At 60.5% G+C, this 21,224-nt stretch carries 23 protein-coding genes; 16 read left to right on the plus strand and 7 right to left on the minus strand.

Annotated elements, in window-relative coordinates; genetic code table 11:
• Window position 1: 1 nt before the first annotated feature.
• On the minus strand, window positions 2-706 hold the full coding sequence (locus ACRWA7_RS14235) for a class I SAM-dependent methyltransferase (RefSeq protein WP_438391549.1): 705 nt from the start codon (window positions 704-706) through the stop codon (window positions 2-4).
• 281 nt (window positions 707-987) lie between these two features.
• On the opposite strand from ACRWA7_RS14235, the gene gudD reads away from it, so the two are divergent.
• The 6 genes from gudD to ACRWA7_RS14265 all read left to right on the plus strand — a co-directional run bounded on the left by gudD (window position 988) and on the right by ACRWA7_RS14265 (window position 8,520).
• A complete protein-coding gene (gene gudD / locus ACRWA7_RS14240) occupies window positions 988-2,331 on the plus strand; it encodes a glucarate dehydratase (protein WP_438391550.1) in 1,344 nt (447 codons plus the stop codon).
• A gap of 558 nt (window positions 2,332-2,889) precedes the next feature.
• Window positions 2,890-3,909, plus strand: coding sequence for a LacI family DNA-binding transcriptional regulator (locus ACRWA7_RS14245; RefSeq protein ID WP_438391551.1), 1,020 nt, complete (start codon window positions 2,890-2,892; stop codon window positions 3,907-3,909).
• A 1-nt stretch (window position 3,910) separates the two neighbouring features.
• On the plus strand, window positions 3,911-5,398 hold the full coding sequence (locus tag ACRWA7_RS14250; RefSeq protein WP_438391552.1) for a sugar ABC transporter ATP-binding protein: 1,488 nt from the start codon (window positions 3,911-3,913) through the stop codon (window positions 5,396-5,398).
• Complete coding sequence (locus ACRWA7_RS14255; RefSeq protein WP_438391553.1) at window positions 5,379-6,401, plus strand: ABC transporter permease; 1,023 nt, start codon at window positions 5,379-5,381, stop codon at window positions 6,399-6,401. Before ACRWA7_RS14250 ends, ACRWA7_RS14255 begins: the two co-directional genes overlap by 20 nt.
• Before the next feature lie 63 nt (window positions 6,402-6,464).
• On the plus strand, window positions 6,465-7,415 hold the full coding sequence (locus ACRWA7_RS14260; RefSeq protein WP_438391554.1) for a substrate-binding domain-containing protein: 951 nt from the start codon (window positions 6,465-6,467) through the stop codon (window positions 7,413-7,415).
• 40 nt (window positions 7,416-7,455) lie between these two features.
• A complete protein-coding gene (locus ACRWA7_RS14265; protein WP_438391555.1) occupies window positions 7,456-8,520 on the plus strand; it encodes a sugar phosphate isomerase/epimerase family protein in 1,065 nt (354 codons plus the stop codon).
• Between the two features lie 113 nt (window positions 8,521-8,633).
• On the opposite strand, the gene gndA is transcribed toward ACRWA7_RS14265, so the two are convergent.
• Entirely contained in the window at window positions 8,634-10,040 is a 1,407-nt protein-coding gene (gene gndA, locus ACRWA7_RS14270; protein WP_438391557.1) for an NADP-dependent phosphogluconate dehydrogenase, read from the minus strand.
• A 383-nt stretch (window positions 10,041-10,423) separates the two neighbouring features.
• Here gndA and ACRWA7_RS14275 point away from each other — a divergent pair, with 383 nt between their 5' ends.
• The 4 genes from ACRWA7_RS14275 to ACRWA7_RS14290 all read left to right on the plus strand — a co-directional run bounded on the left by ACRWA7_RS14275 (window position 10,424) and on the right by ACRWA7_RS14290 (window position 12,978).
• Window positions 10,424-10,759 (plus strand): hypothetical protein, encoded by a 336-nt coding sequence (locus ACRWA7_RS14275; protein WP_060818102.1) that lies wholly within the window; start codon window positions 10,424-10,426, stop codon window positions 10,757-10,759.
• 53 nt (window positions 10,760-10,812) lie between these two features.
• Window positions 10,813-11,757: a 2-dehydropantoate 2-reductase gene (panE, locus tag ACRWA7_RS14280; protein ID WP_438391558.1), complete on the plus strand. Its 945-nt coding sequence runs from the start codon at window positions 10,813-10,815 to the stop codon at window positions 11,755-11,757.
• A 109-nt stretch (window positions 11,758-11,866) separates the two neighbouring features.
• Window positions 11,867-12,451 (plus strand): chromate transporter, encoded by a 585-nt coding sequence (locus ACRWA7_RS14285; protein WP_438391559.1) that lies wholly within the window; start codon window positions 11,867-11,869, stop codon window positions 12,449-12,451.
• On the plus strand, window positions 12,448-12,978 hold the full coding sequence (locus tag ACRWA7_RS14290) for a chromate transporter (RefSeq protein ID WP_060818105.1): 531 nt from the start codon (window positions 12,448-12,450) through the stop codon (window positions 12,976-12,978). Before ACRWA7_RS14285 ends, ACRWA7_RS14290 begins: the two co-directional genes overlap by 4 nt.
• Before the next feature lie 51 nt (window positions 12,979-13,029).
• Here the strand turns inward: ACRWA7_RS14290 and ACRWA7_RS14295 are convergent, their stop codons facing one another.
• Window positions 13,030-13,578, minus strand: coding sequence for a hypothetical protein (locus tag ACRWA7_RS14295; RefSeq protein ID WP_438391560.1), 549 nt, complete (start codon window positions 13,576-13,578; stop codon window positions 13,030-13,032).
• Window positions 13,579-13,745: 167 nt separating this feature from the next.
• Here ACRWA7_RS14295 and ACRWA7_RS14300 point away from each other — a divergent pair, with 167 nt between their 5' ends.
• The 3 genes from ACRWA7_RS14300 to ACRWA7_RS14310 all read left to right on the plus strand — a co-directional run bounded on the left by ACRWA7_RS14300 (window position 13,746) and on the right by ACRWA7_RS14310 (window position 16,833).
• The gene (locus ACRWA7_RS14300) at window positions 13,746-14,084 is read left to right on the plus strand and encodes a thioredoxin family protein (RefSeq protein ID WP_438391561.1); all 339 of its coding nucleotides are present in this window, start codon (window positions 13,746-13,748) and stop codon (window positions 14,082-14,084) included.
• A 210-nt stretch (window positions 14,085-14,294) separates the two neighbouring features.
• Window positions 14,295-15,872 carry an aldehyde dehydrogenase (NADP(+)) gene (locus ACRWA7_RS14305; RefSeq protein ID WP_438391562.1) on the plus strand — a complete coding sequence of 526 codons (1,578 nt, stop codon included), beginning with the start codon at window positions 14,295-14,297 and terminating at the stop codon, window positions 15,870-15,872.
• A 31-nt stretch (window positions 15,873-15,903) separates the two neighbouring features.
• On the plus strand, window positions 15,904-16,833 hold the full coding sequence (locus ACRWA7_RS14310; protein WP_438392799.1) for an SMP-30/gluconolactonase/LRE family protein: 930 nt from the start codon (window positions 15,904-15,906) through the stop codon (window positions 16,831-16,833).
• 15 nt (window positions 16,834-16,848) lie between these two features.
• Here ACRWA7_RS14310 and ACRWA7_RS14315 read toward each other — a convergent pair whose 3' ends face one another.
• The 3 genes from ACRWA7_RS14315 to ACRWA7_RS14325 all read right to left on the minus strand — a co-directional run bounded on the left by ACRWA7_RS14315 (window position 16,849) and on the right by ACRWA7_RS14325 (window position 18,402).
• Window positions 16,849-17,280, minus strand: coding sequence for a GNAT family N-acetyltransferase (locus ACRWA7_RS14315; protein ID WP_438391563.1), 432 nt, complete (start codon window positions 17,278-17,280; stop codon window positions 16,849-16,851).
• Window positions 17,281-17,880, minus strand: a complete 600-nt coding sequence (locus ACRWA7_RS14320) for a short chain dehydrogenase (RefSeq protein WP_438391564.1) — start codon at window positions 17,878-17,880, stop codon at window positions 17,281-17,283.
• A gap of 81 nt (window positions 17,881-17,961) precedes the next feature.
• Complete coding sequence (locus ACRWA7_RS14325) at window positions 17,962-18,402, minus strand: hypothetical protein (protein WP_060818111.1); 441 nt, start codon at window positions 18,400-18,402, stop codon at window positions 17,962-17,964.
• A gap of 331 nt (window positions 18,403-18,733) precedes the next feature.
• Between ACRWA7_RS14325 and ACRWA7_RS14330 the strand changes: the two genes are divergently transcribed.
• Window positions 18,734-18,907 (plus strand): hypothetical protein, encoded by a 174-nt coding sequence (locus ACRWA7_RS14330; RefSeq protein WP_167353907.1) that lies wholly within the window; start codon window positions 18,734-18,736, stop codon window positions 18,905-18,907.
• Between the two features lie 55 nt (window positions 18,908-18,962).
• Here ACRWA7_RS14330 and ACRWA7_RS14335 read toward each other — a convergent pair whose 3' ends face one another.
• On the minus strand, window positions 18,963-19,577 hold the full coding sequence (locus ACRWA7_RS14335) for a DUF3005 domain-containing protein (protein ID WP_438391565.1): 615 nt from the start codon (window positions 19,575-19,577) through the stop codon (window positions 18,963-18,965).
• 307 nt (window positions 19,578-19,884) lie between these two features.
• Here ACRWA7_RS14335 and ACRWA7_RS14340 point away from each other — a divergent pair, with 307 nt between their 5' ends.
• Window positions 19,885-20,130 carry a hypothetical protein gene (locus ACRWA7_RS14340; protein WP_075643256.1) on the plus strand — a complete coding sequence of 82 codons (246 nt, stop codon included), beginning with the start codon at window positions 19,885-19,887 and terminating at the stop codon, window positions 20,128-20,130.
• Between the two features lie 134 nt (window positions 20,131-20,264).
• The gene (epsC, locus tag ACRWA7_RS14345) at window positions 20,265-21,224 is read left to right on the plus strand and encodes a serine O-acetyltransferase EpsC (protein ID WP_438391566.1); all 960 of its coding nucleotides are present in this window, start codon (window positions 20,265-20,267) and stop codon (window positions 21,222-21,224) included.

Consider the following 21,224-nt stretch of genomic DNA (forward strand, 5'->3'; position numbering starts at 1 on the left):
TTCAGACTTCGTTGAATCGATAAACCAGCAAGCGCCCTTTGTACGCGGCAGTGTCGTCGAACGCAACGCGGTCGAGCCGTTCTTCGCGCATTTGAAAGCCGCGGTCGCCCATTTGGCGGTTGAATGCCGCGCGATTGCCGCGGTCCGGGTCCACAATCCAGACCTCGGCTTCGGGCGACGCGTGCAAGCCGATAAACGCTGCGAGTGAAGCGTTGGCGTCGCGTTCATAGAGCAGGTCGCTGCCCATGATCAGGTCGTATCGACCGTTGACGATGCTGCGTCCCGCCGTGTCTTCGAGCGTGCCTTCCAGTTCCGGGACGGACCAGTTGCCGTGGAGATATTTCATCGGCGGGAGGTCGTTCAGGCGCAGGTTTTCGTCGAGGAACGCCGACGTCAGCGGATGGCAATCGCTTGCCGTGACATCCGCTCCCCGCCGGTGCCCGACGAGACTCGCAAGCGCCAGGCCGCAGCCAATCTCGAGGATTCGTTCAGTGGCGAGCACGGGCCGCAGCGCGAGCCGCGCCGCGAGATGCGCGCCCGATGGCCACAGCATGCCGAATAGCGGCCACATGGCGGACGAAATGCCGATGCGTTCGGCGTCGCCCGAAGGGTCGGAGAATTGCTGCAGGTCGAGCAGTGAACGAATGATGAGATTGTCAACGCCGGTGACGGCGATGTTTTGCTGCTTGGTCAGGTAACCGGGCATTCAGGCGGCGCGGATTTGATGCCGCGCGGAGGGGAGGGGGACGTAGTATGCGCTGGTTTCGAGTCCTCGCGTGGTTTGTGCGAGCAAAGGGTTCGATTAGTCATCAGACATCTTGGTTTTCATAGATCCCTGTATCAGTCCATCAAAAATCCTGTTCGATATCGCCAAGCCGCCGGTCTGCCATAGATAGGGTAAACGCACCGTTGAGGAAGTCTGGGAAAAAATCGTATAGTGTCGTCAGACAACATACATTAATTTTCCTGAGTTCCAAGATCATGCCCATGACGTCAGTCAAGCCCAACGCCACTCCCACTGTCACGGGATTGCGCGTCGTTCCTGTTGCTGGCCGTGACAGCATGCTATTGAATCTGAGTGGCGCGCACGGGCCGTTCTTTACGCGCAATGTCGTGATCCTGACCGATAGCGCGGGCAATACCGGTGTAGGTGAAGTGCCGGGTGGCGAGGCGATCCGCAGGACGATCGATGACGCCCGCCCGCTGGTTGTCGGCCAATCCATCGGCAATTTGCATGTGATGCTCAATAAGGCGCGCACGCAATTCGCTGACCGCGATGCAGGTGGCCGTGGTTTGCAGACCTTTGACTTGCGCACGACCATCCATGCTGTCACGGCGCTCGAGGCTGCGCTTCTTGACCTGCTGGGCCAGCACTTGGGCGTACCGGTCGCGGCGCTTTTGGGTGAAGGCCAGCAACGTGATGAAGTTGAAATGCTTGGCTACCTGTTTTACATCGGCGATCGCGGGAAGACTGAATTGCCTTACGCGAGTGGCGCTGGCGGCAACGATGACTGGGAGCACTTACGTACGGAAGAAGCGCTGACGCCTGAAGCTGTTGTGCGGCTGGCTGAAGCGGCTCAGGCGCGTTATGGCTTCAACGATTTCAAGCTGAAGGGCGGTGTTCTTTCGGGCGATGCGGAAATTGAAACCGTGACTGCGTTGGCGGAGCGTTTCCCGAAGGCGCGCGTAACGCTAGATCCGAACGGCGCGTGGTCATTGGCAGAAGCAATCCGTCTCTGCCGCGATCAGCACCATGTACTAGCTTATGCAGAAGATCCGTGCGGGGCGGAGAACGGTTATTCGGGGCGTGAGGTCATGGCGGAATTCCGCCGGGCGACTGGCTTGCCAACGGCGACCAACATGATTGCTACGGACTGGCGTCAGATGGGTCATGCCATTCAGTTGCAGTCGGTGGACATTCCGTTGGCGGACCCGCATTTCTGGACGATGCAGGGTTCCGTGCGTGTGGCGCAGATGTGCAATGAATGGGGTCTTACGTGGGGATCGCACTCGAACAACCACTTCGACATTTCGCTTGCGATGTTCACTCAGGTCGCGGCGGCGGCGCCTGGCAGGATAACTGCCATCGATACTCATTGGATCTGGCAAGACGGCCAGCGCCTGACTCGCAGGCCGTTACAGATTATCGGTGGAAAAGTGAAGGTGCCTGAGCAACCGGGTTTGGGCGTAGAGCTTGATACGGATGAACTGGCGAAGGCGAATGCGCTTTATGAGCAACATGGACTTGGAGCGCGCGATGATGGTGTTGCGATGCAGTTTCTGATTCCGAACTGGAAATTCGACAACAAAAAACCCAGTCTTGTACGATAAGGAAGAATGATTTCCTTCGTTCGGAAAAGCGATACCGGCTGGGCGGCACGATAACTTAGAAAAGTAAATAGCAGAGCGCCCCCAAATCAGTACGTTTAACTAACATTTTGTTAGTGCGCGCCGCGCTTTCCTGTTTGAGGCTACTCACACTGGTGGCGAAGCGTGTGGGTATCTGTGAACGGAGGGGGAGGGTTTCAACTGTCCGGGGTTTTACGCTGAGTGTTCTTTTGAAGTCCCAAGCAGATATACGTGCACGCTCGGGACACTTAAGAATTAGCGGTTGAAAGGCGTTTTCTTTGCTTCGTTTCTTTTTCGCCGTTGGAAAAAGAAATGAAGTCCCGCCACGGACAGTGGCCAACAGTGCTAAAGAGGAACAACGCACAGGGACCGCGCGCAGGCGCAAAAAGCAGCAAACCCATCCCACTAACCACTCACTCCAAGTGCCAACGACTTCCCTTGGCGTTTGTCCCTATCGCAAACCCCCACCCCGCGTCCAATAATGTAATCCATTACATCGAATGGCATACGAAACGCCCGACGACCGAGAAGACCAAACCCATGTCCGAATCGTTTCGCATCCCCGATGAAATATCGATTTCCGATGTAGCACAAACGGCGGGCGTTTCGGTCGCAACCGTTTCCCGCGTTCTCAACGGCCACACCAACGTCCGCGAACCGACGCGTGAAAAGGTCCTCGCTGCGATCGCGGCTAGTGGCTACCGTGTCAACGAACTTGCGCGCAACTTGCGCACTGCTGAAAGCCGCTTGCTGCTCACCATGGTCCCTGACTTCGGCAATCCGTTCTACTCGGCGATAGTGCGGGGCATCGACAGTGTCGCGCGTCAGAACGGCTACTTCATGCTGCTCTGCGACACCGGCGCGGACCCGGGCCGTGAGCGAAGCTACTTCGACCTCTTGCGCGGGCGCCGCGCTGATGGCGCGATCTGCCTGGACCCTGCAGCCGTACAAAAGGCCCTCGCCGAAGAAGCGTCCGCGCTCCCGTGGGTCGCCTGCTGCGAATTCGATCCAGCGGCGGGCGTCCCCTACGTAGGCATTGATAACCACCAGGCGGCCGGTGACGCCGTGCGTCATCTGCTCGGCCGCGGCCACAAAAAGATTGCGCTGATCAATTCAGGCCATGGCTATCTCTACGGCCGGCAGCGTGCGGAAGGTTATCGCGATGCGTTGAGCGCAGCGGGTATTGAAGCCGATCCGGCGTGGCACATCGATCTCGATACGCTCGATTACGCCGCGGGCGAAGCGGCCGCGCATACGCTCGCACGTCTGCAAAACAACCGTCCGACGGCCGTGTTCGCCGTGTCCGACACGCTCGCCATTGGTGTTATCAACGGCTTGCGCGGCGCGGGCCTGCGGGTGCCGGACGAGGTGGCCGTAGTGGGTTTCGACGACATCGCCGTCGCCGCGCAGATCGATCCGCCGTTGACAACCGTCGCACAACCCATGCGCGAGCTTGGCGAAACAGCGGCGAATCTTCTGCTCAAGCGCCTGCGCGATCCGCATGCGGAAGTCCCTGGCGTACTGCTGCCGCACAAGCTGATGATACGAAGGAGTGCGTGACATGAGCCTCGCAGTCGGCTTCGATAATATCGCCAAGCAGTTCGGGCCTGTGCGCGTGCTGCATGGCGTCAGCTTCGATCTCGCGGCCGGCCGCGTCTACGGCCTCCTCGGCGAGAACGGCGCGGGCAAGTCGACGCTCATGAAGATCCTTGCAGGCTACGAACAGGCAAGCTCCGGCGCGTTATCGATCAACGGCGTTGTGCAGTCATTCGATAGTTCTCGCGATGCCGAAGCCGCCGGCATTGTGCTGATCCATCAGGAACTGAATCTCGCGGATCATTTGAGCATCGTGCAGAACATGTTTCTCGGCCACGAGAAGCGGCGCGGTTTTTTCCTCGATGAACCCGCCATGCGCGATGAAGCCCGCGCACGCTTGACCGATGTCGGCCTGCATCGGCACCCTGACACGCGCGTGCGCGATCTGATCGTCGCGGAAAAGCAGCTCGTCGAAATTGCGAAGGCGATGCTGCGCGAGACCCGTCTCCTGATCATGGACGAACCGACCGCGACGCTCACGCCCGCGGAAACGCAGCGTCTCTTTGCATTGATGGCGCGCCTGAAAGAGGACGGCGTGACGATCGTCTATATCTCGCACAAGCTCGACGAAGTGGAGCGCGTGACGGACGAAGTGATCGTGATGCGCGACGGCCGCTTCGTCACGCGCAGTCCAACCGCGCAAACCTCGCGCCAGCAGATGGCGAACCAGATGGTCGGCCGCGAAGTGTCGGACATGTTTCCCGACAAACCCGCGCTTGCGGCGGATGCGCCCATCGCCTTCAAGGTCGATCACGCGTTCGTCCCTGGCTGGGCCGAAAACATCAGCTTCGCGGTGCGCGCGGGAGAAGTATTTGGTTTCGCGGGACTCGTGGGCGCGGGGCGCACGGAATTGTTCGAGGGACTCGTGGGCTTGCGGGCGCGCACGGCGGGGAACATTGAACTGAACGGCGCTCCGATCAATCCGCGCAGCCCGCGCGCGGCAATGAAATACGGCATCACCTACTTGAGCGAAGACCGCAAGGGCCGCGGCCTGCATGTGGACATGGCGCTCAAGGACAACCTCACCATGATGACGCTCGAGCGCTACGCGCATCCCTTGCTCGATGGTCAGGCCGAACGCGACGCGTTGAAAAAAGCCGTGGAGGATTTCGGCATCCGCACGGGCAATCTCGCGAGCCGCGCGCGCATGCTGTCGGGTGGCAACCAGCAAAAGCTCGCGCTCGCAAAGTTCCTGCATCCCGATCCCCGTGTAGTCGTGCTCGATGAACCCACGCGCGGCGTGGACGTGGGTGCTAAACGCGACATCTATTTCCTGATTCATGCGCTCGCCGCCGAGGGCCGCGCCGTGATCGTCATATCTTCCGAACTTATCGAACTGATTGGCCTGTGTCATCGCGTGGCGGTGATGCGCGGCGGCCAGCTCGTCGCCACGCTTGGGTCCGGGCAACTCACTGAAGAGAGGTTGATCGCGCATGCGACCGGCACACACTGAAGGCGTGGAAGTATCGAAACGCAGTCGCCTGGGCAGACTCGCGCGGCGGCTGCACGGCGTCGGACCGCTACTTGGACTGATCGCGCTGTGCATTGGCGGGACGCTGCTCAATCCCGATTTCGCCACCTTCGATAACGCCATGAACGTGCTCACGCGAACGTCGTTCATTGGCATCATTGCGGTGGGCATGACGTTCGTGATCATCTCGGGCGGTATCGATTTGTCGGTTGGATCGATGGCCGCGCTGATTGCCGGCAGCATGATCTGGACCATGAACACGCTTGCGCGCGGCGTGGGCGGCCATAGCTTCGCACCGCTGACGATAATCGCTATTGGAATTTTTTTAGCCCTTGTTTTAGGGGGTATTTTCGGCTTGGCGCATGGCCTGCTCGTGACCAAGGGGCGCATTGAACCGTTCATCGTAACGCTCGGGACGCTTGGAATTTTTCGCGCCGTGCTGACGTGGCTTGCGGATGGCGGCGCGCTCACGCTCGACAATACCCTGTCCGATCTTTACGGTCCTGTGTATTACGCGAGTCTCTTCGGCATCCCTGTGCCGATATGGGTATTCCTGATCGTCGCGGCCGGCGGCGCGGTCGTGCTGAACCGCACGGTGTTCGGCCGCCATGTTCAGGCGATCGGATCGAACGAACAGGTCGCGCGTTACGCGGCCATTCGCGTGGACACCGTAAAGATTGTCACGTATGTGCTGCTCGGCTTGTGCGTTGGCGTGGCAACCGTGCTGTATGTGCCGCGCCTGGGTTCCGCGACGCCAACCACCGGTCTTCTCTGGGAACTCGAAGCCATCGCGGCCGTGGTTGTAGGCGGGACCGCGTTGAGAGGCGGCGAAGGGCGCGTGATCGGAACGGTGATCGGCGCGATCCTGCTCTCGGTGATCGCGAACATACTGAATCTCACCAGCATCATCAGCGTGTATCTCAACGCGGCAGTGCAGGGCGCCGTGATTATTTTCGTAGCGTTTTTACAGCGTGGACGTCGTTGAAGTCTGTTCGCACCGTGCCCTGACATCCGCTCAGGTGACTGTCACAACAATGGAGACACAGCAATGAAAAACATTCTTCGCGCACTCGGCGCATTGACGCTGGCGGCAAGCGCGGTCGCGGCCATCGCCGCCGACAAGGTCACGCTCGGCGTCGCCATTCCGACGGCCACGCACGGCTTCACCGGCGGCATTGTGTGGTGGGCCAACGAAGCGAAAAAGGAGCTGGAAAAAGCGCATCCGGATCTGAAGATCATCGTCAAGACGGCGGGCGGCGCGCCCGAACAAGCTAATCAATTGCAGGATCTGGTGACCGTGAACAAGATCAATGCACTGGTGATTTTCCCGTTCGAATCGGCGTCGTTGACGCAACCTGTGGCGCAGGTCAAAAAGAAGGGCGTATATGTGACGGTGGTGGATCGAGGCCTGACCGATACCAGCGCTCAGGATGCCTATGTAGCCGGCGACAACACCGCGTTCGGCAAGCTGCCCGCCGAATATCTGGCGAAGACGCTGGATGGCAAAGGCGACATTGTCGCGTTGCGCGGCATTCCGACCACGCTTGATAACGAACGCTGGACCGCGTTTGAATCGGTGATCAAGCAGCATCCGGACATGAAGGTGCTGGACGCCAAGTACGCCAACTGGAATCGCGACGACGCGTTCAAGGTGATGCAGGATTACCTCACGCGCTTCAAGCATATCGATGCAGTCTGGGCCGCCGACGACGACATGATGGTCGGCGTGCTGAAGGCCATCGATCAGGCGAAGCGCACGGACATCAAGGAAGTGTTCGGCGGCGCGGGATCGAAGGAAGCGGTCAAGCGGATCATCGATGGCGACAAGCTGGTGAAGGCCGACGTTTCATACTCGCCCAAGTTCATCTACGACGCGATCAAGCTCACCGCCGAAGCACGTTTGAAGGGTGAAAAGCTGCCCGCGACAACCATCATTCCCTCGGTGCTGATCACGAAGGACAACGCCAAGCAGTTCTACTATCCGAACTCGCCGTTCTGAGTTTTATCGATGATGAACAGACGTCTGTGGATCCACGATCATGAAAACCATCAAAGGCCCGGCGATTTTCCTGGCGCAGTTTCTTGGCGATGAATTGCCTTTTGACAATCTCGCGCATCTTGCAGGCTGGGCGAAGGGGCTGGGTTATGAAGGCATTCAGGTTCCGTGTGATCCGCGGCTGATCGATCTCGAACAGGCGGCGAAAAGCGACGCCTATTGCGACGACCTGCGCCGCGTCGTGGAGGATGCGGGTGTATGCATCACGGAATTATCGACGCATCTGCAAGGGCAACTCGTGGCGGTTCATCCCGCCTACGACACGCTTTTCGATGGCTTCGCCGCGGCGCACGTTCGCGGCGATCCGCGGGCACGCACCGCGTGGGCGGTCGAGCAAGTGGGATTCGCCGCGGCCGCGTCCAGGCGTTTGGGTTTGAGCGCGCATGTCACCTTTTCGGGCGCTCTGGCGTGGCCATATGTGTATCCATGGCCGCAGCGCCCGCAAGGGTTGATCGAAACGGCGTTCGATGAACTGGCTCAACGCTGGCGTCCGCTGCTAGACGCCTTCGATCAGGCAGGCGTGGACGTGTGCTACGAATTGCATCCGGGCGAAGACTTGCATGACGGCGTAACGTTTGATCGTTTTCTCGATGCCGTCGATCATCATCCGCGCGCCAACATTCTCTTCGATCCGAGCCACTTCCTGCTGCAGCAGCTGGACTATCTTCAGTTCGTCGATATCTATCACGACCGTATCAAGGCGTTTCACGTCAAGGACGCGGAGTTCCGGCCCAACGGTCGACAGGGCGTGTACGGCGGGTACTCGGGCTGGGTGGACCGGGCGGGGCGCTTCCGGTCTCTTGGCGACGGGCAGATCGACTTTGGCGCGATCTTCTCGAAGATGGCGCAATATAATTTTCCCGGCTGGGCGGTGCTTGAATGGGAATGCGCGTTGAAGCACCCGGAAGACGGCGCGCGTGAAGGCGCGGGTTTTATCCGCGAGCATATTATCCGCGTGGCGGATCGTGCCTTCGATGACTTCGCCGGAAGCGGCGCGAACGGTGAGGCTTTACGGGAAGTGTTGGGGATTCGTGGACAACAGCCATAATCGCGCGGGATCGTAAAAGAAAGCGCCGTTGCCGATCACCGAAAATGATCGTGCAACGGCGCAGTCAATCACAACGTTTCCTGCTTCGGCGTCAGGTCATGACGCCTTGAAGCTTACGCCCAATCCGCGTGAAAACTCCCCTTCTTGTCCACGCGCTCGAACGTATGCGCGCCGAAGAAGTCGCGTTGCGCCTGCACCAGGTTCGCCGGCAGCGTTTCGGAGCGGTAGCTGTCGTAATAAGCCACCGCCGATGAAAACGCCGGTACCGGCACGCCTGCCTTCACCGCGGCGACCACGACCTCGCGCAACGCGTCCTGATACTTCGCTGCAATGTCGCTGAAGTACGGATCGAGCAGCAGGTTGTGCAAGTCTGCGTTGGTCTTGTAGGCGTCCGTGATCTTCTGCAGGAACCCCGCTCGGATAATGCAGCCGGCCCGGAAGATTTTCGCGATCTGACCGTATTGCAGATCCCACTTGTACTCTTCCGAAGCCGCGCGCAACTGCGCGAAGCCCTGTGCATACGAAACAATCTTGCTCAGGAACAAGGCGCGCCGCACGGATTCCACGAACGCGTTACGGTCGCCGTCGAACTTGGGCGACGGTCCCTTCAGTTGCTTGCTCGCTTCCACGCGCTGATCCTTGAGCGACGACAGCACGCGCGCAAACACGGCCTCGGTGATCAGCGGTAGCGGCGCGCCGAGATCGAGCGCATTCTGGCTTGTCCACTTGCCCGTGCCCTTTTGCGCGGCGCGGTCAAGAATCACATCGACGAGATCCTTGCCTGTTTCTTCGTCTTTCTTCGAGAAGATCTTCGAGGTGATTTCAATCAGGTAGCTATCCAGCTCGCCCTTGTTCCACTCGACATAAACCTTGCCCAGTTCTTCATTCGACAAACCCGCCACGCGCTTCAGCACGTCGTAGCTTTCGGCGATCAGTTGCATGTCGCCATACTCGATCCCGTTGTGCACCATCTTCACGTAGTGCCCCGCGCCGTCCGGACCCATGTACGCCACGCACGGCTCACCGTCCGGCGCCTTCGCGGCGATCTCGGTAAGGATCGGAGCCACGAGGTCATACGCTTCCTTCTGGCCGCCGGGCATGATCGACGGGCCCTTGAGCGCGCCTTCCTCACCGCCCGATACACCCGTGCCGATGAAATGCAGGCCCGACTTCGCCAGATCCGTGTTGCGGCGGATGGTATCGGTGAAATGGGTGTTGCCGCCGTCGATCAGGATGTCGCCTTTTTCAAGCAGCGGGCGCAGCGAGTCGATGGTGGCGTCGGTGCCCTGGCCGGCCTTGACCATGAGCAGGATGCGGCGCGGCTTTTCCAGCGACTCGACGAATTCTTCCAGCGTGTAAGAGGGGACGAGCTTCTTGTCGGGATGCTCGGCCATCAGGTCGTCGGTTTTTTCTCGACTACGGTTATAGACCGATACTGCGTGCCCGCGGCTCTCGATATTCAATGCCAGATTGCGTCCCATGACGGCGAGGCCGACAACGCCGATTGCTTGTTTGCTCATGTTTCTCTCCGAATGACCGGAGCGCTTGCGGTTCGTGGCCGCGCACGCTGCGGATACGTTTGTGTCAATGGGGGCGGTGTCCGCGATGGCGTTCGGCCGGGTTTTCGCGCCATCGGGCGCGTCGCGCCGGAGCGAGACGCGCGGGATGTGCCGCCCAACGCGGCCCCGCGCCGCCGAACGCCGCGCGGAACGCGCAGACCGAGCGAGATTACCACTTTGACACGCAACCGGCAGACATCGCGCGCGGCGCAGGCATGGCGCGCGGGGCGTGCGCGGGTCGAAAATGGGCCAGCAAGCGCCCCTTTCGGCGGCGGTCTAGAATGAGCGTCCCAGCCCGTTCCAGGACCGATCCGCGCGACGGAAAAAGCGCACAAGGCAAATGCATGGCCCTTAGAAGGAAGGCTCACCACTACCACGTCTACGTGATCGAACTCGCCGATACGGTGTGGAACGAAGCGCGGTTCCGGCGCGCCAATCCGGATTATGTGCTGGGCAAGCCGTTTGTTTATGTAGGCATGACGGGCATCGACCCGGACGTTCGTTTCGATAAACACAAGGCCGGCATCCAGTCGAACCGGTATGTGCGGGAGTTCGGGCTGCGCCTGTTGCCACAACTGTACGAGTTGTACAACCCCATGCCGTACGAAGGCGCGCGAGAGATGGAAGTGGAACTGGCAATCGGCTTGCGGGAAGCGGGATACGGCGTATGGCAGGCGTGAAGACAGCGCGCGGATTCCGGGCGCATCGATCAGACTAATCGGGAGCAGCACATATGCGGATACTGGTGGTGGGCGCAGGCGCAATTGGCGGATATTTTGGTGGACGGCTGCTCAATGCCGGACGCGACGTAACGTTTCTCGTGCGCGAACGGCGCGCCGCGCAACTGGCGCGAACGGGTCTCAACCTGCGCAGCCCGAACGGCGATTTATCGATACCCAATCCGCCCGTCGTGCTGGCAAAAGATGTTGCCGAGCCTTTCGACCTGATCCTGCTGAGCTGCAAGGCTTACGATCTCGACGGCGCCATCGAGTCGATCAAGACATCGGTGGGTCCGGACACTGCCATCCTGCCGCTGCTCAACGGCATGCGGCATCTGGACGTGCTCGAAACGCAGTTTGGTCCCGACCATGTACTCGGCGGCCAGTGCGTCGCTGCCGTGACGCTCGACGCCGAGGGGACCATCGTGCATTTGAACAAGATGCATTCGATGACCTTCGGCGAGCTTGCAGGCGGCACGTCGGCGCGTATCGAGGCCATCGCCGCCGAATTGTCGGGCGCGCAATTCGACGCCGCCGCGAGCCCGAATATCCTTCAGTCCATGTGGGAAAAATGGACTTTCCTCGCGACGCTCGCGGCCGGCACGTGCTTGATGCGCGCGCCCGTTGGCGACATCATTGCGGCGCCGGGCGGTCAGAAACTGCTGCTCGATCTCTTCGATGAAGCCCGCGCCATTGCCGCGGCAAACGGCTTTCCGCCCGGCGAGGCCGCGGTCACCCGCACGCATTCCATGTTGACCGAAGCGGGTTCCGGCATCACCGCGTCGATGCTGCGCGACCTGGAAAATGGCGCGCGCATCGAGGCGGATCACGTGGTGGGCGACCTGATCGCGCGTGGGAATGCGCCTGGGCACGAGCAGCACTCGCCGATATTCGCGACTGCCTATATCCACCTGAAGGCATACGAATCGCGCCGGGACCGAAGCGCGAAAGCCTTGTAAGGCATGCTGTGAAAACACGGGAAATTCGTCAGTTGTCCGCGTCAGTGCTTTGAATCCGCGCAAATAAAGCGTTACCCTCTGCGCTTTTCCAAAGCACTTATCGCCATCAATGCACGAAGACGCTCACGATCAGCCACTCGCGCCGCCGACCATCGCGGAAATTTTCATCGGCTTCCTGACGCTTGGGCTGACCGCCTTCGGCGGTGCGCTGCCGCTTGCACGCCGCGAAGTGGTCGAGCGCCGCAAATGGCTCAACGCCGATGAATTCACGGATCTTCTCGGGCTGTGCCAGTTTCTCCCCGGCGGCAATGTCATCAATTTATCGGTGGCGATCGGAATGAAGTTTCGCGGCGTTCCCGGTGCGCTCGCGGGCCTGCTTGGCTTGATTGTGGGACCGTCGCTGATCGTGATCGCGCTCGGCGTGTTCTATCAGCGCACGCACAACGACGCGCACATTCGCCATCTCTTCGCGGGATTGGCTGCGGCTGCGGCGGGTCTGCTGGTATCGATGGCCGTCAAAGTCGCGTGGCCATTGCGCAGGAAATTGTCGATGGCGGTCATCGCCGTGCTGGCCTTCGCGGCAATCGCATTGGTGCGCTTGCCGCTGTTGCCCGTGATGCTCGTCCTCACGCCGATATCGATTTTCATCGCGTCGAAATTCAGCGGCGAGACGAACCGCGGGGCTAACCAATGAATCACGATCTCGTCTCGCTCGCCGCGATTTTCAGCCAGCTTTCGTTGCTCGCGTTCGGCGGCGGCAATTCCATCCTGCCCGAGATGCAGCGGCAAGTGGTCGAGGTGCATCAGTGGATGTCGAAGGCGGATTTTTCCGCGCTGTTCGCGCTCGCGCAAGCCGCGCCGGGACCGAACATGATGGTCGTGACGCTGGTCGGCTGGCATGTGGCGGGTTGGCCGGGCGTGATCGTGACATCGATTGCGAAGTTCGGGCCGTCGTCATTCGTCACTGTCGCCGCCATGCATGCGTGGGAGCGCTTCAAGCACCATTCGTGGCGCCGCTACGTGCAACTTGGCCTCGTGCCTATGACGGCGGGGTTGCTGGCAGCGAGCGCCGCGCTGATTGCGGAGGCGTCGGATACGCAATGGGTGCTGGGCGGGATTACGGCGGCGGTCGCGCTGTTGTCGTTCAAGACAAAGGTGCATCCGCTATGGTTGCTGGCTTTGGGAAGTCTGGTCGGGCTGACGGGATTCGGGCAGTTCTAGGCCGCGTTGGGTCGCGGGTGCGGAACGCGCCTGATATACATGCGCCAAGCCTTAAGCGGCATCGATGAGTTCGGCAATATCGTCAACATCGATGGTGCGGCCATGTTTGTTCTTCACGCCACGGCCCCACGCCTGAACAAACGCGCCCGGACTCAGATAGCGGGCAAGTTCGGCAGCGGCGTGAGGCGGCATGCGCAGCGACGTGCCTTCGTCCAGCAGCGCGCCGCGCAATTCGCCCCTTGGACCATACAACGACATGGTCACTTCTCCCTGTACATCCATTGGCTTGCCTTCAAGTCTTGCAGGACCTGGCGCCGGATGTTGCGGCCCTTCGTCGATGATCTCGACGCCGTTCTGGCTCGTCAAGGAAACAGCCGCGATGACGTTGGCGGCACGCGGTTTCACGCCGCGCACGCGAATGGTATTGCCGGGCGCAATGTGCTTCGTCACTTGCCTTGTCATATGCGGCGGGAAGTGAACTTGCAGCGTGCTGCCCGCCGTGTTCAGGATCAGGCCGTCAAGCTCACCGTGGGGATTCAACAGAAATTGCGTTACTTTGCCGCGCGTTTCCGGCAGGCAGGCGGGATCGATCCAATGCATGAGCGCTCCAATAAAGTCAGTCGCCGTTCGCGAACGGCGGAGAACGAGATGCATCGGTTCAGCAAGAAACCTGCCTCGCGGCCCTCCCGCCATAAAAGAGCGGCTGCAAGCGGGTTGGATCGTTGCTCACTAGAATGTCTGATGATCCGATAAAAGGAGCACCCTTCATGGCGATGACAACCGATTACGCAACAGCCGAGCCGCCGCGTGCGGATATCGATGATCTTGCGGGGCCAACGGTGGTTGAGTTCGGCACCGCGTGGTGCGGTTATTGCAAGGCGGCCCAGCCGCTGATTGCACAGGCGTTCAACGACCACCCTGGCGTGCGGCATCTGAAGATCGAGGATGGCAGCGGCAGGCCGCTCGGCCGGTCTTTTCGCGTCAAGCTCTGGCCGACGCTGATTTTCATGGACAGCGGACGGGAAGTCGCGCGGCTGGTTCGGCCAAGGGACGTGACGGAAATACGCGATGCGTTTGCGCTCATCGACAAAACGCTTTCCACTTGAAGCGCCTTCTTGCGAGGGGTTTTGCCGGCCGTCACCGGTGCGATGGCGAGGGCGAGGAATATCATCGGTGGAAACAGAGGGCTGGAACGAGCGTTTCTGCAGGATAACGGCGCAGCGAACTTTCCGCGCGACGGCGCGGTCCACCGTCGAGTGGGCGGTTCCCTAACTTCCCAACATAACGTGCCATTCGCGGTTATCAGGAGAATTGACATGCAGATCACGGGTGAAATGCTGATCGGTAAAACGGCCGTGCGCGGAACAGATGCAACGCTGCACGCCTTCGATCCCGCGCGCAATCTCAAGCTCGAGCCGGCGTTCGGCGGCGGCGGCGCGAAGGAAGTCGCGCGCGCGGCGGAGCTGGCCGAACAGGCCTTCGATACCTACCGCCTCGCGCCGCTCGAAACACGCGCGCAGTTTCTCGAAGCGATCGCGGACAACATCGTGGAAATCGGCGATGCGCTTATCGATCGCGCGCACGCCGAATCCGCGCTGCCGAAAGCGCGTCTCGAAGGCGAGCGCGCCCGTACGGTTGGGCAGTTGAAGCTGTTTGCCTCGCTCGTGCGGGAAGGGCGATGGTTGAGCGCCACGCTCGATTCGCCGCAGCCCGATCGAAAGCCGTTGCCACGTCCCGATCTGCGCCTGCAGAAGATACCGGTCGGCCCGGTTGCGGTGTTCGGCGCGAGTAATTTTCCGCTGGCGTTTTCGGTAGCCGGGGGCGATACCGCCGCAGCGCTTGCCGCCGGTTGTCCGGTTGTCGTCAAGTCGCATCCTGCGCATCTGGGAACGTCCGAAATGGTCGGACGCGCGATCCAGAAAGCGGTATCGGACATGGGCTTGCCCGAGGGCGTGTTCTCGCTCGTGGTGGGCGAGGGCAACGGGATCGGTGAGGCGCTGGTCGCGCATCCGGCCATCAAGTCGGTCGGCTTCACGGGTTCCCGGCGTGGCGGCCTTGCCTTGATGGAGATTGCATCGAAACGGCGCGAGCCGATTCCCGTGTTCGCCGAAATGAGCAGCATCAATCCGTTCTTCGTGCTGCCGGGCGCGCTGGCCGCGCGCGCTGAAACGCTTGCAAGCGGATTCGTGGATTCGCTCACCCTTGGCGTCGGCCAGTTCTGCACGAATCCGGGTCTCGTACTCGCGCTGGAAGGGCCGCATTTGCAGGGGTTTATCGACTATGCGGTGAGCGCGCTGGAGAAGAAGAGCGCTCAGACCATGCTGACGTCAGGGATTGCCGCGGCGTATCAGGAAGGTATCGCGCAACGCGATCAATCCGGTGTCGAGCGCGTTGCGACCGGCGCCGAAACCGATGCGCCTTTCGCCGCGCTGCCAGCGCTTTTTACCGTCAGCGCCGAGCGTTTTGCGGACACGCCGCATCTCGCGGACGAGATATTCGGTCCGGCGGCGCTGATCGTGATTTGCCGCGACGAGGACGAGATGCTGGACCTCGCGCGGCGTATCGAAGGTCAGTTGACCGCCACGCTTCAGCTTGAAAACGATGACGTGCCGTTCGCCCGCCGCCTCATGCCGATCCTCGAGCGCAAGGCCGGGCGGATCCTCGCGAACGGCTTTCCAACGGGCGTCGAGGTATCGTATGCCATGGTGCATGGCGGCCCATATCCGGCGACCTCCGACAGCCGCGCGACTTCGGTGGGCGCAATGGCTATCGAGCGGTTCCTGCGGCCAGTGTGCTATCAGGATCTGCCGGCGGCCTTGTTGCCGCTCGCGCTTCAGGACGACAATCCGCTGAGCCTGTGGCGTCTGCGCGATGGCGAGCTTGGACCCAATTGACCCAACCACACAGCAAGGAGACCTTATCTTGATGGAGCGCCGTTATCCCGATCCTGCCGTCCGCGTACTGGACGAGCGATTCAACGCGCTGCGCGTGACGGCGGCATCGGTGGAATGTCTGTATCAAGGCGCTCGATGGTCGGAAGGACCAGTCTGGTTCGGCGACACGCGCTCGCTTCTGTGGAGCGACATTCCAAACAACCGCATGCTCCGATGGGACGAGGAAACCGGCGTCGTCAGCACGTTCCGGAAGCCCTCGAACAACGCGAACGGCAACACGCGCGACCGCGAAGGGCGGCTTGTGACATGCGAGCATCTGACGCGCCGCGTGACGCGCACGGAATACGACGGGTCGATCACGGTGATCGCCGATCAATACCAGGGCAAGCCGCTCAATTCTCCGAACGACGTGATCGTCAAATCCGATGGCTCCATCTGGTTCAGCGATCCTACATTCGGCATCGATGGATTCTACGAAGGCGAGCAGAAGCCGCCGGAATTGACGCCGGGTGTGTATCGGGTCGGTGCAAAAAGCGGCGAGATCACGTTGATGATTTCCGATCTGGCCGGTCCGAACGGACTCGCATTTTCGCCGGATGAATCCGTGCTTTATGTAGTCGATTCACGCGCGTCGCCGCGTGAAATCCTTGCATACGAAATGGCGCTGGATGGCTGTTCGTTCAAGGATTCGCGCGTGGTGATCGACGCTCGCGATGGCACGCCGGATGGTTTTCGCGTCGATATCCACGGCAACCTCTGGTGCGGCTGGGGCATGGGCAGCGACGAACTTGACGGGGTGCGCATATTTACGCCGCGCGGTGAAGCGATCGGGCATATCGCGTTGCCCGAACGCTGCGCGAACGTGTGTTTTGGCGGCCGGCACCGCAACCGCTTGTTCATGGCCGCGAGTCACGGGCTCTACGCGCTGTACGTCAATACACAAGGCGTGAAGGGCGGCTGAAGACTGCCTGGGGATTTATCCGGCCGCGCGCTTTTCCATCAGCTTGGCCGGTTCCGCTGGGGCCGCAAACCCGAAGCGCGCGTACAGCGTGTGTGCGCTCGACGTAGTCAGCATCATCTTTCGCAAACCCTGCAAATCCGGATGCGCCAGTACGCATCGCACGAGCCAGACGCCGAGGCCGTTGCCCTGGTGTTCGGGCAGCACGAAGACATCGGCGAGATACGCGAAGCTCACCGTGTCCGTGATCGCGCGTGCATAACCAATCTGAACGCCGCGATGAAACAGCCCGAACGCGAGCGAATGGCGCGCCGCGCGTTCGACCTTCTCGCGCGAGATCCCCGGCGACCAGTACGCGACTTCGCTCAAGTACCGATGCACGACATCGAAGTCGAATTCGGCAATATCCGTTGTTACGCGATAATCGTCGCGCAGCCATTCGATCGCCATTCAACGCACCTTGTAGACGCGGCCGGTTTCGAGTCCTTCCACGCTGCGGCTGTAAGCCAGCGCCACGCGTGCGCCGGATGCCGCTTCGAAGCCGCGGAAGTACGGGCCGAACGCTTCGCGCGCCTCTTCCAGCATGGTTGCATTGACCACGTTGATGCGCAGTCCGCGCGGTAGCTCGATCGCGGCGCCCCGTACAAAACCTTCTATTGCGCCGTTCACCGCTGCGGCGCTCGCGCCATATTTGATCGGTTCGTCTCCAACGATTCCGCTTGTCAGCGTGAACGAGCCGCCATCGTTTAAATAACGCTGCGCGTGAAGCACGAGATTGACCTGGCCCATGAGCTTGTCATCGAGGCCGATACGGAACTGTTCCGAGGTCATTTGCGAGAGTTCGCCGAAATGCACATGGCCGGCAGTGGCCACAATGGCATCGACCTGGCCAATCGATTTGAAAAGCGCATGAACGCTGTTGAGATCGGTCAGGTCCACGCGATGCGCACCGCGCGTCGCGCCGATCTCGAACACTTCGTGACGTGGCGCGAACTCGGCCAGAACGGCACGGCCGACCGTGCCCGTGGCACCGATAACGGCAATTTTCATGAGGAGCTCGTCGAAGAGGAAATGGGCCCTCATTGTGCGTTTTCGCCGCCGCTTGAACAAGATGCGGCGTTTGACGCGGCTTTATTTCCGCTGCAAATTTTGCTCGTGCGATGCATCCGGCGACAGCAGGAAGATCGCCGCCGCCAGCTTGCTCACCAGCACAATGCCGGTCACGATTGCGGCCGTTGGGAACATTCTCCACTCCACGCCGAGCATGGGACCGACCAGCACGACCGACGCTACGCCAAGCGCGACGGTGAGCCAGCGCGCCCATTGCAGCCGCAGCGCGACGCAGACGTAAAGGCCGCCGATTAATACCCGCGACGCGATCAGCGGTGCAAGAGGCTCGTTCGGTCCCACCATCAATGCAAGGCCCATTTCAGCCCACGAGAGGACGTAGGCGACACCCAGGCATGCGATAGCAGTCGAAAGCGCCTGTGTTGTCCAGGGCGCGCGCAGATCGAACGAACGTGACGTGCCTTGTGTTGCAGCTTCGTTCGTATAGGTATTGGTCGTTGTCATTTCTGGTCCCGTGGCTTACTTTTTTCTGGATCCGTACGTTCTGCATTCCCGCTGGATTCCTGATGCTTTTGTCTGACTGGCAACCCGCCCGGCAACCTTTTATGCACGAGACGTGCCAGGCCATGCCAAATGCTGGGAACATCGCTTGCTTTCAAACTCTTCAGGCCCGCTGGACGCGGATTTGCCTGAAGAAAGCGTGGCGCCGTTGAGGTTTTATCGACCGGAAAACCCCAGTGGCGGCGCGGCTGCATTGCAAGGGTCTCTCTTCGCGATGGCAGGCTTTACACGTTGACCGACTGACTATCCGGATCAAACGAAAAAAGGAACCCTTATGAGCGCGACGCAAGGTAATGAACCCAAAGAACAACGCCCACACTCGGAACGCGGGGAAGACGACGTCGATAAAGCCGTGGAAGACACGTTTCCGGCAAGCGATCCGCCGTCGACAGGCGGTGTGACGCGGATCGAATCAGACGAAGACAAGGAAAAGTCGAAAGCCAAATAAGAAAAACCGCGCTGAGCAGCGCGGTTTTTCCATGATCAGCCGAATTGTGCCGCGCTCAGGATTTGTCGCGCCGCTGAATTTCGATCAGCCTCGAAGGGCGCACGTGGTTGACCGCATAATGTTTGCGTCCGCGCAGCGTATCGCCGCGTGCATCGCGATCCACGAAGTCGTATTGCCGCTCCACCTCTTCCGCATCAGGTGCGATCATGCCTTTGTCGACTACGCTGAAGCCGCTTGCCAGCTTCAGCGCCAGGCCATTACGCGCAGGACGGCTGTCGAAACCGCCGAGGCCGTCGCCTTGTTCGAAGCGTGAATTGACAAGCGATGCGTTCACGCCAACAAACGCATCCGGATTCTGTCCGATCAGGAATTCGTCCTTTGCCGCGTCGTGGCTTTTGCTATCGGCGTCGACGGTATCGTCCAGTGTGTCGTCGTTGAGTACGTCGATTGCTTGATGTGTGAGATCGAGTTGCTCGATCGGTCCGCCTTCTTCCTTCGATGCACCCCGCGCCTTGCCGTCGCTGCGCGGCCCCGCCTGATTACTGTCCACTGCGGCAGCCACGTCACCCGTCTTGGCGTGCGCGGTCTCCGTCTCCGGCTTTTTCAGTGGGCTGTCCGCGGCGCGCTGGGTTTGCGTGTCCTGCGACTCATTGTTCTGTGCGTTGTTCATGTTTCGCTCCGCCTCGAATTGATTAACCCGAGTATAGGACGCAAGAAGTATTCCGGAAGCCTCGTAATGTGCCGCGCCAGAGCGCTGCTTATCGCGGGGAATAAACAACGGGATAAATCATCAGTAAATGTTCTAAGCCTGATCGATTTTTTTCAGTCGAACATGCCATTTCGCAAGAGTATGATTTGTTGTTCGCCGGGCCAGCGCGCGTTTCCGGACGGCCACCGCCGTAACGGCTTGTGCGCATGAGCGAGCAGGAGACGACCATCGCGAATCCAGCGGGGCATTTAAAAGATGGGGGTGATTCATGCAATATGACGATGCATTTTCACATCGTGGATATCTACTCAATTGCGCGCCGGCCCGCCAGGGCGACGGTTGTTTTCAGCCGTACGTCGTCATCTCCCGGTCAAGCGATGGCGAACTCGTCGCGAACCGTTTTTTTCCAGCGGATCTGCGCTTTGGCAATGCCGATGAAGCCATCGCCCACGCCCGCGACTGGGCCGTCCGATGGATCGACGCCAGTCACGTAAAAGTGGACCCGCCGTCCTGAACGTGCGGGACAGACCGGCCCGTTGTGGCGGAATTCCGCGTGCCGCAGGTGCGGCGTATTGGCGAAAAAACGGTTAATCTCGGGGCATTCATTAGAACGTGCCGTCATGGCGTACTCCGCTCAAGCCCCAAGACATGCCCAAAACCGTTTCCCTCGAAGCCTTGGCTTCTTCCCACGAATGGGGCCTCGACAAGATCGTGGCCGACTTGCGCGCGTCGCGCGAACAATTGCATCGCACGCGGCATCCGCTTGGCATTCGCGAATTGCCTTCGCGTGAAGCCATTGTCAAGATTGTCAACGGCTTGCGCTCCGCGCTGTTTCCGACGCATTACGGAGCCGCCGACCTGACCGCGGAAAGCGTGGATTACTACGTCGGGCATACGCTTGAAAGCACCTTGCGCCTGCTTGCCGAACAGATCCGGCGCGCATTGCGTTTCCTGCCTGAAAATCATGATCTCAGCGACGCCGAGCTTGGCACGCATGCGTTCGAACTCGCGCGCGAATTCGGCACGCAGTTGCCCGGCATCCGCGCGCTGCTCGTGAGCGACATCCAGGCGGCGTTCACCGGCGATCCAGCGGCGCAGCACATTACCGAAATCCTGCTTTGCTATCCGGGTATCTGGGCCATGACACATCATCGTCTGGCGCATGCATTGCATAAACTCGGCGTGCCGCTGCTCGCGCGTTTTATCAACGAGATTGCGCACTCGGCGACAGGTATCGACATTCATCCGGGCGCGACCATTGGACCGAGCTTTTTTATCGATCACGGGACGGGCGTGGTGATTGGCGAGACCGCGGTGATTGGCGAACATGTTCGCGTGTATCAGGCGGTGACGCTGGGCGCGAAGAGTTTTCCGGCGGGCAATGACGGCGTGCTTGTAAAGGGCAACGCACGGCATCCGGTCGTGGAAGACCACGTGGTCATCTATGCGGGCGCGACCATTCTTGGGCGCGTGACCATTGGGCGTGGATCGGTGATTGGCGGCAATGTTTGGCTGACCCATAGCGTGCCGCCAGGCAGCAGCGTCTCGCAGGGGAAAATCCGCGAAGTGGGCGACGGCGTTGCGCCCGATGAAGGTCGCAGCGCCTGA

Origin of the sequence: Caballeronia sp. DA-9 (genome assembly GCF_051615025.1) — a bacterium.
GTDB lineage: Bacteria > Pseudomonadota > Gammaproteobacteria > Burkholderiales > Burkholderiaceae > Caballeronia > Caballeronia sordidicola.

What these genes read in the sequence shown, in the direction of transcription:
- ACRWA7_RS14245 (WP_438391551.1), top strand. Translation starts at nt 2,890, where the DNA reads ATGTCCGAATCGTTTCGCATCCCCGATGAAATATCGATTTCCGATGTA.
- ACRWA7_RS14335 (WP_438391565.1), bottom strand. Translation starts at nt 19,577, where the DNA reads ATGAACAACGCACAGAACAATGAGTCGCAGGACACGCAAACCCAGCGC.
- ACRWA7_RS14235 (WP_438391549.1), bottom strand. Translation starts at nt 706, where the DNA reads ATGCCCGGTTACCTGACCAAGCAGCAAAACATCGCCGTCACCGGCGTT.
- gndA (WP_438391557.1), bottom strand. Translation starts at nt 10,040, where the DNA reads ATGAGCAAACAAGCAATCGGCGTTGTCGGCCTCGCCGTCATGGGACGC.
- ACRWA7_RS14265 (WP_438391555.1), top strand. Translation starts at nt 7,456, where the DNA reads ATGAAAACCATCAAAGGCCCGGCGATTTTCCTGGCGCAGTTTCTTGGC.
- ACRWA7_RS14340 (WP_075643256.1), top strand. Translation starts at nt 19,885, where the DNA reads ATGCAATATGACGATGCATTTTCACATCGTGGATATCTACTCAATTGC.
- ACRWA7_RS14255 (WP_438391553.1), top strand. Translation starts at nt 5,379, where the DNA reads ATGCGACCGGCACACACTGAAGGCGTGGAAGTATCGAAACGCAGTCGC.
- ACRWA7_RS14290 (WP_060818105.1), top strand. Translation starts at nt 12,448, where the DNA reads ATGAATCACGATCTCGTCTCGCTCGCCGCGATTTTCAGCCAGCTTTCG.
- ACRWA7_RS14300 (WP_438391561.1), top strand. Translation starts at nt 13,746, where the DNA reads ATGGCGATGACAACCGATTACGCAACAGCCGAGCCGCCGCGTGCGGAT.
- epsC (WP_438391566.1), top strand. Translation starts at nt 20,265, where the DNA reads ATGCCCAAAACCGTTTCCCTCGAAGCCTTGGCTTCTTCCCACGAATGG.
- ACRWA7_RS14310 (WP_438392799.1), top strand. Translation starts at nt 15,904, where the DNA reads ATGGAGCGCCGTTATCCCGATCCTGCCGTCCGCGTACTGGACGAGCGA.
- ACRWA7_RS14320 (WP_438391564.1), bottom strand. Translation starts at nt 17,880, where the DNA reads ATGAAAATTGCCGTTATCGGTGCCACGGGCACGGTCGGCCGTGCCGTT.
- panE (WP_438391558.1), top strand. Translation starts at nt 10,813, where the DNA reads ATGCGGATACTGGTGGTGGGCGCAGGCGCAATTGGCGGATATTTTGGT.
- ACRWA7_RS14285 (WP_438391559.1), top strand. Translation starts at nt 11,867, where the DNA reads ATGCACGAAGACGCTCACGATCAGCCACTCGCGCCGCCGACCATCGCG.
- ACRWA7_RS14305 (WP_438391562.1), top strand. Translation starts at nt 14,295, where the DNA reads ATGCAGATCACGGGTGAAATGCTGATCGGTAAAACGGCCGTGCGCGGA.
- ACRWA7_RS14315 (WP_438391563.1), bottom strand. Translation starts at nt 17,280, where the DNA reads ATGGCGATCGAATGGCTGCGCGACGATTATCGCGTAACAACGGATATT.
- ACRWA7_RS14325 (WP_060818111.1), bottom strand. Translation starts at nt 18,402, where the DNA reads ATGACAACGACCAATACCTATACGAACGAAGCTGCAACACAAGGCACG.
- ACRWA7_RS14250 (WP_438391552.1), top strand. Translation starts at nt 3,911, where the DNA reads ATGAGCCTCGCAGTCGGCTTCGATAATATCGCCAAGCAGTTCGGGCCT.
- gudD (WP_438391550.1), top strand. Translation starts at nt 988, where the DNA reads ATGACGTCAGTCAAGCCCAACGCCACTCCCACTGTCACGGGATTGCGC.
- ACRWA7_RS14330 (WP_167353907.1), top strand. Translation starts at nt 18,734, where the DNA reads ATGAGCGCGACGCAAGGTAATGAACCCAAAGAACAACGCCCACACTCG.
- ACRWA7_RS14260 (WP_438391554.1), top strand. Translation starts at nt 6,465, where the DNA reads ATGAAAAACATTCTTCGCGCACTCGGCGCATTGACGCTGGCGGCAAGC.
- ACRWA7_RS14295 (WP_438391560.1), bottom strand. Translation starts at nt 13,578, where the DNA reads ATGCATTGGATCGATCCCGCCTGCCTGCCGGAAACGCGCGGCAAAGTA.
- ACRWA7_RS14275 (WP_060818102.1), top strand. Translation starts at nt 10,424, where the DNA reads ATGGCCCTTAGAAGGAAGGCTCACCACTACCACGTCTACGTGATCGAA.